Origin of the sequence: Pseudomonas sp. GZD-222 (assembly GCF_049310525.1) — a bacterium.
GTDB lineage: Bacteria > Pseudomonadota > Gammaproteobacteria > Pseudomonadales > Pseudomonadaceae > Aquipseudomonas.
Map to the genome: position 1 here is coordinate 1 of NZ_JBMOWO010000147.1, position 14,944 is coordinate 14,944.

Here is a 14,944-nt window from a genome sequence, read left to right on the forward strand (position 1 = left end):
GAAACTCCCTCCCCGTGATTGTCGGGTGGGGTGGGCTTCCCCCCGCGATGCTTCAAATGACAAACCCCTAAATCGCGGGCAATAAAAAACCGACCCTGAGGTCGGTTTTTTAACAAGCGTGTCGCTTAGGCAGCTGCAGCTTCTTTCAGCGCCTTGATGTGGCCATTCAGACGGCCTTTATGGCGAGCAGCCTTGTTCTTGTGGATGATACCTTTATCGGCCATACGGTCGATAACTGGAACAGCCAGAGTGTAAGCAGCTTGCGCTTTTTCGGCGTCTTTTGCGTCGATGGCTTTAACCACATTCTTGATGTAGGTACGAACCATGGAACGCAGGCTGGCGTTGTGGCTGCGACGCTTCTCAGCCTGTTTTGCACGTTTTTTGGCGGAAGGTGAGTTGGCCACCGTCGAGCTCCTCGAAAGACTTGGTAAATAGCAAACAAAATAGGCCGCGAATCATGCCGATGAGTTAATCGGTTGTCAAGGGCACTTGCATGGATCCGCTGAGTGGTTGTTCCTGACAAGGGAGTGATTCCCTTCTGCGGTACGACCTGTAAACTCGGGAGCTTTTGCTCTGCTTGCGTTGCGGCGCGGAGTATCGCACAACTGCGTGCGTTGCGGCACAGCCCTTTATCTTTAGGCGTGAAAAACTTTCAATGAATCTTCTGAAATCCCTGGCCGCCGTCAGCTCCATCACCATGATTTCCCGGGTGTTGGGCTTTGTGCGCGACACCATCCTGGCGCGGGTATTCGGTGCCGGCGTGGCTACCGACGCCTTCTTCATTGCCTTCAAACTGCCCAACCTGCTGCGCCGGATCTTCGCCGAAGGAGCGTTTTCCCAGGCTTTCGTACCGATCCTGGCCGAATACAAGACCCAGCAGGGCGAAGAGGCGACACGCACCTTCATTGCCTATGTCAGCGGATTGCTCACCCTGGTGCTGGCCGTGGTTACTGCGCTGGGCATCCTGGCGGCCCCCTGGGTGGTGTGGGTCACGGCCCCGGGCTTTGTCAGCAGTGGTGAAAAGTTTGAGCTGACGACCAGCCTGTTGCGGGTGACCTTCCCTTATATATTGCTGATTTCGCTGTCGTCGCTGGCAGGGGCCATTCTCAACACCTGGAACCGCTTTTCGGTGCCGGCCTTCGTGCCGACCCTGCTCAATGTGGCGATGATCGGCTTTACCCTGTTCCTCACCCCGTATTTCGATCCGCCCATCATGGCCCTGGCCTGGGGCGTACTGGCGGGCGGCTTGGCACAACTGCTGTATCAGCTGCCGCACCTGAAGAAGATCGGCATGCTGGTACTGCCGCGCCTTAATCTGCGCGATTCGGGAGTGTGGCGGGTACTCAAGCAGATGCTGCCAGCGATTCTCGGGGTCTCGGTCAGCCAGATCTCGCTGATCATCAACACCATCTTCGCCTCGTTCCTGGTGGCCGGCTCGGTGTCCTGGATGTACTACGCCGACCGTCTGATGGAGCTGCCCTCCGGCGTGCTTGGCGTGGCGCTGGGGACGATATTGTTGCCGACCCTGGCCAAGACCTACGCCAACCGTGATCGTCATGAATATTCGCGAATCCTCGACTGGGGCTTGCGTCTGTGCTTCCTGCTGGTGCTGCCGTGTACCCTGGCCATGGCGATCCTGGCCGAGCCGTTGACCGTGGCACTGTTCCAATATGGCAAATTCAGCGCACACGACGCCGCCATGACCCAGCGCGCACTGATCGCCTATTCGGTGGGCCTGCTGGCAATCATTCTGGTCAAGGTGCTGGCCCCCGGCTTCTATGCCCAGCAAAACATCCGTACACCGGTTAAAATCGCGGTATTCACCCTGGTCTGCACTCAACTGTTCAACCTGATGTTCATCTCTCACCTGCAACACGCGGGACTAGCGTTGGCCATCAGCCTCGGCGCCTGCCTGAACGCCGGGCTGCTGTACTGGAAACTGCGTCAACAGCAGCTGTTCCAGCCACAACCGGGCTGGGCCAAGTTCCTCGCCAAGCTGGTACTGGCGGTAGTGTTGATGTCGGCAGTGCTGCTGGTGGGAATGCATTACATGCCAGCCTGGGCAGAAGGGCAGATGCTCGAACGTTTCCTGCGTCTGGGCGTGCTGATCCTGGCCGGTGTAGTGACTTATTTCGGCAGTCTGTTCGTGTTCGGATTCCGCCCGCGTGACTTTGCACGTAAGGCACTGCATTGAGCCGCGAACACGGCCAGACGTCGGTTTTATCTTTTCCACGCCTCGGGGTGACGCTGCTGCCTGTCGTCAGCGCCCGGGTGTGGTTATAATCGACCACTTTATGAGCAAGAAGCGCGTTATGCAGCTGGTTCGAGGCCTCCACAACCTGCGCCCCCAGCACCGGGGCTGTGTCGCCACTATTGGCAACTTCGACGGTGTTCACCGTGGCCACCAGGCAATCCTGGCGCGTCTGCGTGAGCGAGCGGTAGAGCTGGGCGTGCCCAGCTGCGTGGTGATTTTCGAGCCACAGCCGCGCGAATACTTCGCACCGGACACCGCTCCGTCCCGTCTGGCCCGGCTGCGTGACAAAGTCGCGCTGCTGGCTGCCGAAGGCGTGGACCGGGTGCTGTGCCTGGCGTTCAACCAACGGCTGAGCAAGCTCAGTGCCGCCGAGTTCGTCGACACCATCCTGGTCGATGGCCTGGGTGTGAAGCACCTGGAAGTCGGCGACGATTTCCGCTTTGGTTGCGACCGGGTCGGCGACTTCGAGTTTCTCCAGCAGGCCGGCCTGAGCCAGGGCTTCACCGTTGAAGCGGCGCAGACCGTCGAGCTGGATGGCCTGCGGGTCAGCAGCACGCAGGTGCGCCAGGCGTTGGCCAAGGCCGATTTTGCCCTGGCCGAACGCCTGCTCGGGCGTCCGTACCGCATCAGCGGTCGCGTCTTGCACGGGCAGAAGCTGGCGCGCCAACTGGGCACGCCGACCGCCAACATACAACTCAAGCGTCGTCGTGTACCGCTGAGCGGGGTTTACCTGGTCAGCGTCGAACTCGATGGCAAGGCTTGGCCCGGCGTCGCCAATATCGGCGTGCGGCCAACCGTTTCCGGTGATGGCAGTGCCCACCTGGAAGTGCATCTCCTGGATTATGCCGGCGATCTCTATGGCCGGCGCCTGACGGTGGAATTCCACCACAAGCTGCGTGAAGAGCAGCGTTTCGCCTCCCTGGAGGCGCTGAAGTCGGCGATCGATGCGGATATCGCCGCCGCACGTGCCCATTGGCACGCTCAACCGCTAACGAAGAGCCTGAAATGACCGACTATAAAGCCACGCTAAACCTTCCGGACACCGCCTTCCCGATGAAGGCCGGCCTGCCACAGCGCGAACCGCAGATTCTGCAGCGCTGGGACAGCATTGGCCTGTACCAGAAGCTGCGCGAAATTGGCAAGGATCGTCCGAAGTTCGTGCTGCACGACGGCCCGCCCTACGCCAACGGCAAGATTCACATCGGTCATGCGCTGAACAAGATTCTCAAGGACATGATTGTCCGCTCCAAGACCCTGTCCGGTTTCGATGCCCCGTACGTGCCAGGCTGGGACTGCCACGGTCTGCCGATCGAGCACAAGGTCGAAGTCACTCACGGCAAGCACCTGAGCGCCGACCAGACTCGCGAACTGTGCCGTGCCTACGCCGCCGAGCAGATCGAAGGGCAGAAGACCGAGTTCATCCGCCTGGGTGTGCTGGGTGACTGGAGCAACCCTTACAAGACCATGAACTTTGCCAACGAGGCCGGTGAAATCCGCGCCCTGGCCGAGATGGTCAAACACGGCTTCGTGTTCAAGGGCCTCAAGCCAGTGAACTGGTGCTTCGATTGCGGTTCGGCCCTGGCCGAAGCCGAGGTCGAGTACGCCGACAAGAAATCCCAGACCATCGACGTTGCCTTCCCGATCGTCGATGACGCCAAGCTGGCCGCCGCTTTCGGCCTGGCCTCGCTGGCCAAGCCGGCTTCGATCGTGATCTGGACCACCACCCCGTGGACCATTCCGGCCAACCAGGCGCTGAACGTCCATCCAGAGTTCAAGTACGCCCTGGTCGATGTCGGCGACAAGCTGCTGGTGCTGGCTGAAGAGCTGGTCGAGTCGTGCCTGAAGCGTTACGCGCTGGAAGGTTCGGTCATCGCCACCGCGCCCGGTTCGGCGCTGGAACTGATCAACTTCCGTCACCCGTTCTATGACCGCCTGTCGCCGGTTTATCTGGCCGACTACGTCGAGCTCGGCGCCGGCACCGGTGTGGTTCACTCCTCGCCAGCCTACGGCGAAGACGACTTCGTGACCTGCAAGCGCTATGGCATGGTCAACGACGACATCCTCACGCCAGTGCAAAGCAACGGCGTGTACGTGCCGTCGCTGGAGTTCTTCGGTGGCCAGTTCATCTGGAAAGCCAACCCGGCGATCGTCGAGAAACTGTCGGAAGTCGGTGCGCTGATGCACACCGAAACCATCAGCCACAGCTACATGCACTGCTGGCGCCACAAAACTCCGTTGATCTACCGCGCTACTGCGCAGTGGTTCGTCGGCATGGACAAGCAGCCTGACAACGGCGACACCCTGCGCAAGCGTGCGGTCAAGGCCATCGAAGAAACCAAGTTCGTCCCGGCCTGGGGCCAGGCGCGCCTGCACTCGATGATTGCCAACCGCCCTGACTGGTGCATCTCGCGCCAGCGTAACTGGGGTGTGCCGATCCCGTTCTTCCTCAATAAACAGACCGGTGAGCTGCACCCGCGCACTGTCGAGCTGATGGAAGAAGTGGCCAAGCGCGTCGAGAAAGAAGGCATCGAGGCCTGGTTCAAACTGGACGCCGCCGAACTGCTCGGTGAAGAAGCCGGCCAGTACGACAAGATCGCCGACACCCTCGACGTCTGGTTCGACTCCGGTACCACTCACTGGCACGTACTGCGTGGTTCGCACAGCATCGGTCACGACACCGGCCCGCGTGCCGACCTGTACCTGGAAGGTTCCGACCAGCACCGCGGCTGGTTCCATTCCTCGCTGCTGACCGGCTGCGCCATCGACAACCACGCACCGTACCGCGAGCTGCTGACCCACGGTTTCACCGTCGACGAAAACGGCCGCAAGATGTCCAAGTCGCTGGGTAACACCATCGAGCCGCAGAAGGTCAACGACACCCTCGGTGCCGACATCCTGCGCCTGTGGGTCTCGGCCACCGACTACTCCGGTGAAATGGCAGTTTCCGAGCAGATCCTGCAGCGCAGCGCCGACGCCTACCGGCGTATTCGCAACACCGCGCGCTTCCTGCTCTCCAACCTGTCCGGCTTCGACCCGGCCCGTGACCTGCTGCCGGCCGAAGACATGCTGGCGCTGGACCGTTGGGCTGTCGACCGTACCCTGCTGCTGCAGCGCGAGCTGGAAGAGCATTACGGCGAATACCGCTTCTGGAACGTCTACTCGAAGATCCACAACTTCTGCGTGCAGGAGCTGGGCGGCTTCTACCTGGACATCATCAAGGACCGTCAGTACACCACTGCGGCCAACAGTGTTGCCCGTCGTTCCTGCCAGACCGCGCTGTACCACATCAGCGAAGCGCTGGTGCGCTGGATCGCGCCGATCCTGGCCTTCACCGCCGACGAGCTGTGGCAGTACCTGCCGGGCGAGCGCAACGAATCGGTGATGCTCAACACCTGGTACCAGGGTCTGACCGAGCTGCCGGAAGGCTTCGAGCTGGGTCGCGCCTACTGGGAGCGCGTGATGGCGGCCAAGACCGCGGTCAACAAGGAACTGGAGAACCAGCGTTCGGCCAAGGCCATCGGTGGCAACCTGCAGGCTGAAGTCACCCTGTTCGCCGACGACGCCCTGAGCGCCGACTTGAACAAGCTGGGCGACGAGCTGCGTTTCGTCCTGATCACCTCGGCGGCCAGCGTTGCACCGTTCGTGCAGGCGCCTGCCGACGCGGTCGAGACCGAAGTACCTGGTCTGAAACTGAAAGTGGTCAAATCCGGTCACGCCAAGTGCGGCCGTTGCTGGCACTTCCGCGCCGACGTCGGGGCGAATCCGGAGCATCCGGAAATCTGTGCCCGTTGCGCCGACAACATCAGCGGCAACGGTGAGGTGCGCCACTATGCCTAACCCTGCTGCGGGGCGCTTCGGGCGCCTCGGCTGGCTCTGGCTGAGCCTGCTGGTCCTGGTCCTCGACCAGGCCAGCAAGTTCTATTTCGAGGGCGCGCTGAGCCTGTACCAGCAGATCGTGGTCATTCCCGACTACTTCAGCTGGACCCTGGCGTACAACACCGGTGCCGCGTTCAGCTTCCTGGCTGACAGCTCCGGCTGGCAGCGCTGGCTGTTCGCCCTGATCGCGGTAGTGGTCAGTGGCGTGCTGGTGGTCTGGCTCAAGCGCCTGGGGCGCAACGAGACCTGGCTGGCCGTGGCGCTGGCGCTGGTGCTTGGCGGCGCGCTGGGCAACCTGTACGACCGTATCGTGCTCGGCCACGTGGTCGACTTCATCCTCGTCCACTGGCAGAACCGCTGGTATTTCCCGGCCTTCAACCTGGCCGACAGTGCTATCTCCGTTGGTGCGGTGATGCTGGCGCTGGATATGTTCAAGAGCAAGAAGTCCGGAGAACCCGTCCATGACTGAGACCCGAATCGGCCAGAACACCGAAGTGAAGCTGCACTTCGCGTTGCACCTGGAAAACGGCGATACTGTCGACAGCACCTTCGACAAGTCGCCGGCCGTCTTCAAGGTTGGCGACGGCAATCTGCTGCCGGGCTTCGAAGCGGCCATCTTCGGCTTCAAGGCCGGTGACAAGCGCACCGTTACCGTTGAGCCGGAAAACGCCTTCGGTCAACCCAACCCGCAGAACGTGCAGATCATTCCACGGTCGCAATTCAACGACATGGAGCTATCCGAAGGTCTGCTGGTGATCTTCAATGATGCGGCCAATGCCGAGCTGCCGGGTGTGGTCAAGGCGTTCGATGACGCCCAGGTGACCATCGACTTCAACCACCCACTGGCCGGCAAAACCCTGAGCTTCGAGGTGCAAATCCTCGAAGTCACAGCGCTTTGAGCCCGGAGCCGAGCATGCAAATCAAACTCGCCAACCCCCGCGGCTTCTGTGCGGGCGTGGACCGGGCGATCGAGATCGTCAACCGCGCCCTGGAAGTCTTCGGACCGCCGATCTATGTGCGTCACGAAGTGGTGCACAACAAGTTCGTGGTCGAAGACCTGCGCGCACGCGGCGCGATCTTTGTCGAAGAGCTGGATCAGGTGCCCAATGACGTTATCGTCATTTTCAGTGCCCACGGTGTTTCCCAGGCCGTGCGTCAGGAAGCAGCCGGGCGCGGCCTGAAGGTGTTCGATGCGACCTGCCCGCTGGTCACCAAGGTGCATATCGAGGTGGCGCGCTACAGCCGTGACGGCCGTGAATGCATCCTGATCGGTCACGAAGGCCATCCGGAAGTGGAAGGCACCATGGGTCAGTACGACGCCAGCAACGGTGGTGCCATCTACCTGGTCGAAGACGAGGACGACGTTGCCCAGTTGCAGGTCAATGATCCGGACAAACTGGCGTTCGTTACCCAGACGACGCTGTCGATGGATGACACCAGCCGCGTGATCGATGCCCTGCGGGCGCGCTTCCCGAATATTGGCGGGCCGCGCAAGGACGACATCTGCTACGCCACCCAGAACCGTCAGGATGCGGTGAAGCAGCTGGCCGACGAGTGTGATGTTGTGTTGGTGGTGGGTAGCCCGAACAGCTCCAACTCCAACCGCCTGCGTGAGCTTGCAGAGCGCATGTCGACACCCGCCTACCTGATCGACGGTGCCGAGGACCTGCAGAAAAGCTGGTTCGACGGTGTCGAACGTATCGGTATCACGGCTGGCGCCTCGGCGCCGGAAGTGCTGGTGCGCGGTGTGATCGAGCAACTCAGGGCGTGGGGCGCCACCGGTGCCGAAGAGCTGGATGGCCGCGAGGAGAATGTTACTTTCTCGATGCCCAAAGAGTTGCGTGTTCGTTCACTGATCTGACCCGGTAGCCGCACACAGCGGCTGCTCGATCAGCGCGTCGCGCAGGCTGACCCTGCCGCTGCGTGACAGCACCACCTGATAGTGACTCAGTGCTTCGGGGCGTTGGCAAACATGCAGCGTCCCGGCCTGAAACGCGCCGCTTTCCAGCAGTGGCACCCCCAAGCCACTGAAGCGTACCTGCCGGGACACCGGCTGGTTTCCGACAACGATCGTTCGTCCATTGCTGCGCCATTCGTGGAGCAATTGCGGGCTGTCGTGTTCCAGCATCATCCTCCAGCCATTGCTCCAGTCCGCCTCCAGTGCTTGCAGGCTCACCACGTCGTTGCGCAGCAGCGCCTCACTGCGCGCGGTGCGTAAGGCCTGGGCCAGGTCTGTGGCGACCGTTTGTCGTTGTAGCCTGGTGCTCATGCCGTTGTAGGCCGGGATGGCCATCTGTGTAAGCAGCCCGAGCAGGGCCAATGCGAACAGTAGGTGTATCAGTGTTACGCCCTGTTGCCTCACCGTGCATTCCTCCCTGGAAGTGCTTCGCTATAGATTCGAGGCCCGTGCCGCTGACGTCCAGTCGGCCGGGTTGGCAAAGGGCTGTGGAAAAGTCTCGGGAGGTTGGCCATGGATGGCTGGCGGCAACAAGGCATGACGCTGATCGAAGTGCTGGTGGCGATGGTTGTACTGGGGGTGGGCTTGTTTGCCGCTGCCGGCTTGCAGGTGCGGGCCCTGCAGGCCACGGAGAGCGCATTGCGTAGCACTCAGGCGGCTTATCTTGATCATGATCTGTTCGGGCAGGCGGGTGCTGGCGGGGTACTGAGCAATGAGGAACCGCGACAGTGAGCAGGCCTATGGGGTTCAGCCTGCTGGAACTGCTCATGGCCATGAGCCTGGGCTTGCTGTTGTTGCTAGGTGCCAGTCGCCTGTTTGTGGCAGCGAGCCAGTCCTGGCAGGCCCAAGCGGCGGCGGCCAGTATGCAGGAAGATGCCCGCCAGGCCCTGCAGCGCCTGGCCCAGAGTATTCGAATGGCCGGCATGTTCGGCTGCCTGCATGACCAGGCCATCGACTTTTTCGACCCCTTGGCTGCTGAAGCCTTTGCCCATCCAGTGCAGATCACACGCGGTGCCGATGGGCGTCTGCAGCGTCTGAGTCTGATCAGCGCCGAGGTTGCCCAGGCCAGCGGCGTGCCGGACTGGACCCTGGTAACCGACTGTCAAACGCAGGCAAGCGTGCATGCGGGAGTGCGAACCGCTGAGCCTGGGCAGTTTGCCGTGCCCATCCGTCGTCACGACTATCGCCTGGTTGCCGATGAACTGCGGCTGCGCAGCGGGTCGAGCGATGGCGTGCTGGTGGATGGAGTAGGTGAGTTGCAGATTGAGCTGGTCAGGGACAGTGACTTGGGTATTGCTACGGCGCGGCTGGAGCTGACCCTTATCGACCGGCAGCAACGCGTCAGGCCGCAGACCTACCGAATGAGCATCGTCATCGGCAATCCGGTGGCTGGCGCATGATGGCCCTGGGCACCATCAGGCAGCGTGGCCTGGTGCTGTTGATCAGCCTGACGCTGGTCCTGTTGCTGGGGTTGCTTGGGTTGTCGGCGATGGGCAGCGCGATCCAGCAGGAGCGTATGGCGCGCAACCTGCTGAGCACCTTGCAGGCATTCGAGCAGGCGTATCAGGTGTTGCAGCATGGAGAATCCAGAGTGCCGGACCAGACATGGCCACGCTGTGGGTTCTGTCTGCCCCCTCCAGAAGCCGGTTACGTCAACAACAGCGGTGTGCATGCCGGATCTGGTGACAGCTCGGGGTTGGCTTGGCAGGCAGGTGCAGGGGGCTTCTATCTTGTCCAGCCTCTGGGACTGAGCACTCAGGCCAGGCACATGCCACCGGGACTGTCGGTAAACCTGTATCGCGTCACTGCTGTGCGCCGCAATGGCATGGCCCGCAGTGTACTTGAGAGCGTGATTGCGCAACCTGTCGGACCAGTGCCACAGCCTGGGCGTCGAATCCTCTGGCGACAGGTCTATTAAGGAGCAGGTGAATGAAGGTGCAGAAAGGATTGAGCCTGATCGAACTGTTGATTGTCATCGCTGTGGTCGGCATTCTGGCGAGCATTGCCTACCCCGGTTACCGCGAGCAGGTCAGAAAAGCTGCGCGCACGGAAATCGTTGGCTTGCTGTTCGAAAGCGCGCAAAAACTGGAGCGCCACTACTCACGTGCGGGCCAGTACGCCGATGTGGACGCCGTGCAGACTCCTCTGGCGAACGGAACCGCTCACTACAGTTTGCATGCCGTACGCGACAAGGAGTCATTCACCCTGTTGGCACGACGCCTTCCAGGCGGCCTGATGATGGCCGATCGCTGTGGTGACTATGCGCTTGATCAGGCGGGTGTGCGCGGCAATCCACAAAGTAGCGGGGATGCCGGTAGCGGGTGCTGGGGTGGCTAAAGCCTTTCGCGATTTACTTCAGACGTTGGATCGATAGATGACCAAGCAAGTAGTGATTGTCGGCGGCGGGGTGATCGGCCTGCTGACGGCGTTCAACCTGGCGGCCGAGGTTGAGCAGGTGGTGTTGTGTGATCGCGGTGAGCTGGGGCAGGAATCGTCCTGGGCCGGTGGCGGCATCGTTTCGCCGCTCTATCCCTGGCGCTACAGCCCTGCAGTAACGGCGTTGGCGCACTGGTCGCAGGATTTTTATCCACAGCTGGGCGAGCGGTTGTTCAGCAGTACCGGTGTCGATCCCGAGGTCCATACCACCGGTCTCTACTGGCTGGACCTGGAGGATGAAGCCGAGGCGCTGGCCTGGGCCGAGCGAGAAGGGCGTCCGTTGAGCGCTGTGGACATTTCAGCGGCCTACGATGCGGTACCCGTACTGGGTCCCGGTTTCCACCGGGCTATCTATATGGCCGGCGTTGCCAACGTACGCAATCCACGCCTGGTCAAATCGCTCAAGGCCGCGCTGCAGGCGATGCCCAATGTGAGTATTCGCGAGCATTGCGAAATCACCGGCTTTAGCCAGGACGCCGGGCGAATCACGGGTGTCGAGACTATTGACGGGGCAATTGCCGCTGATCGCGTGGTACTGACCGCTGGCGCATGGAGCGGCGACCTGCTGCGCCCGTTGGGTCTGGACCTGCCTGTCGAGCCGGTCAAAGGGCAGATGATTCTGTTCAAATGTGCCGAAGATTTCCTGCCGAGTATGGTGCTGGCCAAAGGGCGCTATGCCATCCCGCGTCGGGACGGTCATATTCTGGTGGGCAGCACCCTGGAGCATGCCGGCTACGACAAGACCCCGACCGCCGAAGCGCTGGAAAGCCTCAAGGCTTCGGCCATCGAGTTGCTCCCGGCACTGTCTGAGGCGACGCCGGTTGGCCATTGGGCAGGTTTGCGTCCGGGTTCGCCCGAGGGCATTCCCTTTATTGGTGAAGTGCCGGGCTGGGAAGGCTTGTGGCTGAATTGCGGACATTACCGCAACGGCCTGGTGCTGGCGCCGGCGTCCTGTCAGTTGTTCGCCGATCTGTTACTGGGCCGTGAACCGATCATCGATCCACGGCCTTATGCGCCAGCAGGGCGTTTTGTGGCGGGGTAGGGACTTATCGCGGGGCAAGCCCGCTCCCATCGAACCCCGTGGGAGCGGGCTTGCCCCGCGAAAAAAACACCACAGAACTAACGCTGCGCGCCAGGCCCTTGCTCAAGGTGTGCCTGGCTGCAATACCACTGCGCACCGCGATGCAGCGCGCGGTCACTGGGCAGGTGCACGCCGCAATGGGCGCAACGCACCATCTTGAGCGGGTCTTCAAGGCTGTTGTCAGGCTTGGCGGCGTTGCTGGCCTTGAACTTGCGCCACAGCCAGAAAGCAGCGGCAATCAGGGCGATCCAGAAAAGTAGGCGAACCATGGTGTCCAGCTTTATCAGTGAAGAGCCTTAATTCTAGGGCTCGGGCATGAAAAAAGGGAGGCCTTGGCCTCCCTTTATCTGTTGCATGATCGATCAGTCGAACACGCCAAAGGTCATGTAGCTGAACCAGGAGCGGTCGTCGTTGTTGCCTTCCGCTTCGTGCTGTTCTTCTTCGACGGCGTCGCTGTTTTCTGGCAGCAGTTCGGCCGGAATCGCTTCCTTGGCGTCTTCGTACTGCTTGATCACGTCCTGGTTGGCGCGGGTTTCGCCTGGCGGCAGCGGCGTTTCGGTCTCGATCAGGCCCAAGGTGGCCTTGGACAGCCAGGAGCGGTTGTCGGCTTCATCCTGCTTGGGCTCGAAGTTGCCATCGACCAGGCTCGGGTGATCCGGGTAGTTGAGCTTGAGGGTTTCCAGGCTGGTGGCGGCCAGTTCGTCCAGGTGCAGACGCATATAGGCTTCGGTCATCACCGCCAGGCCGTCGCCGACCGATGGGGTTTCCTGGAAGTTCTCGACTACGTAGCGACCACGGTTGGCAGCAGCGACATAGGCCTGACGGGTCAGGTAGTAGTCGGCCACGTGGATCTCGTAGGAGGCCAGCAGGTTGCGCAGGTAGATCATGCGCTGCTTGGCGTCTGGCGAGTAACGGCTGTTGGGGAAGCGGCTGGTCAGCTGGGCGAACTCGTTGTACGAGTCGCGGGCGGCGCCCGGGTCACGCTTGGTCATGTCCAGCGGCAGGAAGCGCGCCAGCAGGCCTCGGTCCTGATCGAAGGAGGTCAGGCCCTTGAGGTAGTAGGCGTAATCGACGTTCGGGTGCTGAGGGTGCAAGCGAATGAAACGCTCGGCAGCCGACTTGGCGGCTTCAGGCTCAGCGTTCTTGTAGTTCGCGTAGATCAGCTCGAGCTGGGCCTGATCAGCATAGCGACCGAACGGATAGCGCGATTCCAGAGCCTTGAGCTTGCTCGTGGCGCTGGTGTAGCTGTGGTTGTCCAGATCGGCCTGCGCCTGCTGGTACAGCTCGGCTTCGCTCAGGTTTTCGTCGACGACTTCCTTCGAAGAACAAGCAGCGGTCAGTCCGAGGATGGCGATCAGCAGCAGGTGTTTCACTTGCATGGCGGCTTGCGTCCCTATGACGGCCGCTGTCTTGGGCGTGGCCGTCCTGTTATGATGAGCACCCCGATGCAGTTCCCGGGGCAAAAGACGTCGTATTTAACCACAAGCGCGCAGTCGAAACCAAAGGCTGTGCCGCCCGCTGATTCGAGCATGTCCGAGATCATTCAACTTAGCGCAGAGGTGCCGTCCGAATTGGGCGGGCAACGCCTCGACCAAGTCGCCGCCCAATTGTTCGCTGAGCACTCGCGCTCGCGCCTTTCCACCTGGATCAAGGAGGGGCGCCTGACGGTCGATGGCGCCGTCCTGCGTCCGCGCGATATCGTCTATGGCGGTGCGCTGCTGGCCCTTGAGGCCGAACAGGAAGCCCAGGGCGAGTGGGTGGCCCAGGACATCGAGCTGGACATCGTCTATGAAGACGACCACATCCTGGTGATCAACAAGCCCGCCGGGCTGGTGGTCCACCCGGCTGCCGGCCACGCCGATGGCACCCTGCTCAACGCCCTGCTGCACCACGTGCCGGACATCATCAATGTGCCGCGTGCCGGCATCGTCCACCGCCTGGACAAAGACACCACGGGTCTGATGGTGGTGGCCAAGACCATCCAGGCGCAGACACAACTGGTTGCACAGTTGCAAAGCCGCAGTGTCAGCCGCATCTATGAATGCATCGTAATCGGTGTGGTCACCGCTGGCGGCAAGATCAACGCCCCGATCGGTCGCCACGGCGGACAACGCCAGCGCATGGCGGTGACTGAAGGCGGCAAGCCGGCTGTCAGCCACTACCGTGTGCTGGAGCGCTTCCGTTCCCATACCCATGTACGGGTCAAGCTGGAAACCGGGCGTACCCACCAGATTCGTGTGCACATGGCCCACGTCAACTTCCCGTTGGTCGGCGATCCGGTCTACGGCGGTCGTTTCCGCATCCCGCCAGCGGCCAGCATCACCATGGTCGAGGCCCTCAAGACCTTCCCGCGTCAGGCCTTGCACGCGCGTTTCCTGGAGCTGGATCACCCGGCAACCGGCGAGCGCATGGGCTGGGAATCGGCGCTGCCGGATGATTTCGTCTGGTTGCTGTCGCTGCTCAAGCAGGACCGCGAGGCGTTCGTCGGATGACCGAGCTGGCGCACGACCTGCTGATCCCGGACTGGCCTGCGCCAGTTGGGGTTCGCGCGTGCGTCACCACTCGGGCTGGCGGCGTCAGCCTGCCACCTTATGAGAGCTTCAACCTTGGTGACCATGTCGGCGATGCGCCTGATGCGGTGGCCGAGAACCGTCGACGGCTGACCGCCGAGTTCGGTATCCAGCCGGCCTGGCTCAAGCAGGTGCATGGCGTTGTCGTGGCGGATGCCGACCCTGGCGTAATTGCCGAGGCCGACGCCAGCTGGACCGCTACGCCAGGCATTGCCTGCACGGTGATGACTGCAGATTGCCTGCCGTTGCTGTTCTGCGACCGCGCTGGTACCCGGGTTGCCGCAGCCCATGCCGGCTGGCGTGGTCTGGCCAATGGCGTGATCGAGGCCACCCTCGACCGTCTGGACCTGCCGCCGGAAGAGGTGCTGGTGTGGCTGGGCCCGGCGATTGGCCCGCAAGCCTTTGAAGTAGGTCTGGAAGTGCGCGACGCCTTCACGACCGTTCATCCGGAAACTGCTCAGGCCTTTGTGCCCGGTGCCCGCCCGGACAAACTCATGGCCGACATCTATACCCTGGCTCGCCTGCGCCTGGCTGCCCGTGGCGTAAACGCAGTGTATGGTGGCGGTTTGTGCACCGTCAGCGACCCGCGCTTCTATTCTTATCGGCGTACCCCGCAAGGCGGACGCTTCGCCTCATTGATCTGGCTTGCCCCGCGCTGACCTGAATCAACCCCCCTAAGCTTGAATCCTCCAGAATCACCCTTATCTAATGGGGTATCTCTGGCAGGTTTATCTTCATCAGGTGTGTCCATCGCTCCGGCCTGCCCATAA

Annotated in this window: 17 protein-coding genes; 13 read left to right on the plus strand and 4 right to left on the minus strand. The window is 61.8% G+C overall.

Annotated features, from left to right (window positions below; all coding sequences use genetic code 11):
• Positions 1 to 125: 125 nt before the first annotated feature.
• A complete protein-coding gene (gene rpsT / locus ACO6VD_RS26375) occupies positions 126 to 404 on the minus strand; it encodes a 30S ribosomal protein S20 (protein WP_010220592.1) in 279 nt (92 codons plus the stop codon).
• 251 nt (positions 405 to 655) lie between these two features.
• Between rpsT and murJ the strand changes: the two genes are divergently transcribed.
• From murJ to ispH, 6 genes are all read left to right on the plus strand, one after another.
• The gene (gene murJ / locus ACO6VD_RS26380) at positions 656 to 2,194 is read left to right on the plus strand and encodes a murein biosynthesis integral membrane protein MurJ (RefSeq protein ID WP_422422794.1); all 1,539 of its coding nucleotides are present in this window, start codon (positions 656 to 658) and stop codon (positions 2,192 to 2,194) included.
• 118 nt (positions 2,195 to 2,312) lie between these two features.
• The gene (gene ribF / locus ACO6VD_RS26385; protein WP_422422795.1) at positions 2,313 to 3,263 is read left to right on the plus strand and encodes a bifunctional riboflavin kinase/FAD synthetase; all 951 of its coding nucleotides are present in this window, start codon (positions 2,313 to 2,315) and stop codon (positions 3,261 to 3,263) included.
• On the plus strand, positions 3,260 to 6,091 hold the full coding sequence (gene ileS, locus ACO6VD_RS26390; RefSeq protein ID WP_422422796.1) for an isoleucine--tRNA ligase: 2,832 nt from the start codon (positions 3,260 to 3,262) through the stop codon (positions 6,089 to 6,091). The genes ribF and ileS overlap by 4 nt, the downstream gene beginning before the upstream one ends.
• Positions 6,084 to 6,599, plus strand: coding sequence for a signal peptidase II (gene lspA, locus ACO6VD_RS26395; RefSeq protein ID WP_400173191.1), 516 nt, complete (start codon positions 6,084 to 6,086; stop codon positions 6,597 to 6,599). Before ileS ends, lspA begins: the two co-directional genes overlap by 8 nt.
• Entirely contained in the window at positions 6,592 to 7,029 is a 438-nt protein-coding gene (fkpB, locus tag ACO6VD_RS26400) for an FKBP-type peptidyl-prolyl cis-trans isomerase (protein WP_422422797.1), read from the plus strand. Before lspA ends, fkpB begins: the two co-directional genes overlap by 8 nt.
• Before the next feature lie 14 nt (positions 7,030 to 7,043).
• Complete coding sequence (gene ispH / locus ACO6VD_RS26405; RefSeq protein ID WP_422422798.1) at positions 7,044 to 7,991, plus strand: 4-hydroxy-3-methylbut-2-enyl diphosphate reductase; 948 nt, start codon at positions 7,044 to 7,046, stop codon at positions 7,989 to 7,991.
• Here ispH and ACO6VD_RS26410 read toward each other — a convergent pair.
• Positions 7,980 to 8,492 carry a GspH/FimT family protein gene (locus tag ACO6VD_RS26410; protein ID WP_422422799.1) on the minus strand — a complete coding sequence of 171 codons (513 nt, stop codon included), beginning with the start codon at positions 8,490 to 8,492 and terminating at the stop codon, positions 7,980 to 7,982. The genes ispH and ACO6VD_RS26410 overlap by 12 nt on opposite strands.
• Before the next feature lie 108 nt (positions 8,493 to 8,600).
• On the opposite strand from ACO6VD_RS26410, the gene ACO6VD_RS26415 reads away from it, so the two are divergent.
• The 5 genes from ACO6VD_RS26415 to thiO are packed head-to-tail and all read left to right on the plus strand — an operon-like array spanning position 8,601 to position 11,565.
• Positions 8,601 to 8,819 carry a type IV pilus modification PilV family protein gene (locus ACO6VD_RS26415; RefSeq protein ID WP_422422800.1) on the plus strand — a complete coding sequence of 73 codons (219 nt, stop codon included), beginning with the start codon at positions 8,601 to 8,603 and terminating at the stop codon, positions 8,817 to 8,819.
• A complete protein-coding gene (locus ACO6VD_RS26420; protein WP_422422801.1) occupies positions 8,816 to 9,487 on the plus strand; it encodes a hypothetical protein in 672 nt (223 codons plus the stop codon). Before ACO6VD_RS26415 ends, ACO6VD_RS26420 begins: the two co-directional genes overlap by 4 nt.
• Positions 9,484 to 10,005: a hypothetical protein gene (locus tag ACO6VD_RS26425; RefSeq protein WP_422422802.1), complete on the plus strand. Its 522-nt coding sequence runs from the start codon at positions 9,484 to 9,486 to the stop codon at positions 10,003 to 10,005. The genes ACO6VD_RS26420 and ACO6VD_RS26425 overlap by 4 nt, the downstream gene beginning before the upstream one ends.
• A 17-nt stretch (positions 10,006 to 10,022) precedes the next feature.
• Complete coding sequence (locus tag ACO6VD_RS26430) at positions 10,023 to 10,424, plus strand: type IV pilin protein (RefSeq protein ID WP_422422834.1); 402 nt, start codon at positions 10,023 to 10,025, stop codon at positions 10,422 to 10,424.
• A gap of 37 nt (positions 10,425 to 10,461) precedes the next feature.
• Positions 10,462 to 11,565, plus strand: coding sequence for a glycine oxidase ThiO (gene thiO, locus ACO6VD_RS26435; RefSeq protein ID WP_422422803.1), 1,104 nt, complete (start codon positions 10,462 to 10,464; stop codon positions 11,563 to 11,565).
• Between the two features lie 77 nt (positions 11,566 to 11,642).
• Here the strand turns inward: thiO and ACO6VD_RS26440 are convergent, their stop codons facing one another.
• Both ACO6VD_RS26440 and ACO6VD_RS26445 read right to left on the minus strand, forming a co-directional pair.
• Complete coding sequence (locus tag ACO6VD_RS26440) at positions 11,643 to 11,873, minus strand: PP0621 family protein (RefSeq protein WP_400173207.1); 231 nt, start codon at positions 11,871 to 11,873, stop codon at positions 11,643 to 11,645.
• A gap of 93 nt (positions 11,874 to 11,966) precedes the next feature.
• A complete protein-coding gene (locus ACO6VD_RS26445; protein WP_400173208.1) occupies positions 11,967 to 12,983 on the minus strand; it encodes an outer membrane protein assembly factor BamD in 1,017 nt (338 codons plus the stop codon).
• Between the two features lie 150 nt (positions 12,984 to 13,133).
• On the opposite strand from ACO6VD_RS26445, the gene rluD reads away from it, so the two are divergent.
• Together rluD and pgeF are read left to right on the plus strand one after the other, a co-directional pair.
• A complete protein-coding gene (rluD, locus tag ACO6VD_RS26450) occupies positions 13,134 to 14,096 on the plus strand; it encodes a 23S rRNA pseudouridine(1911/1915/1917) synthase RluD (protein WP_400173209.1) in 963 nt (320 codons plus the stop codon).
• Positions 14,093 to 14,833 (plus strand): peptidoglycan editing factor PgeF, encoded by a 741-nt coding sequence (gene pgeF, locus ACO6VD_RS26455; RefSeq protein WP_422422804.1) that lies wholly within the window; start codon positions 14,093 to 14,095, stop codon positions 14,831 to 14,833. The genes rluD and pgeF overlap by 4 nt, the downstream gene beginning before the upstream one ends.
• Positions 14,834 to 14,944: the final 111 nt, after the last annotated feature.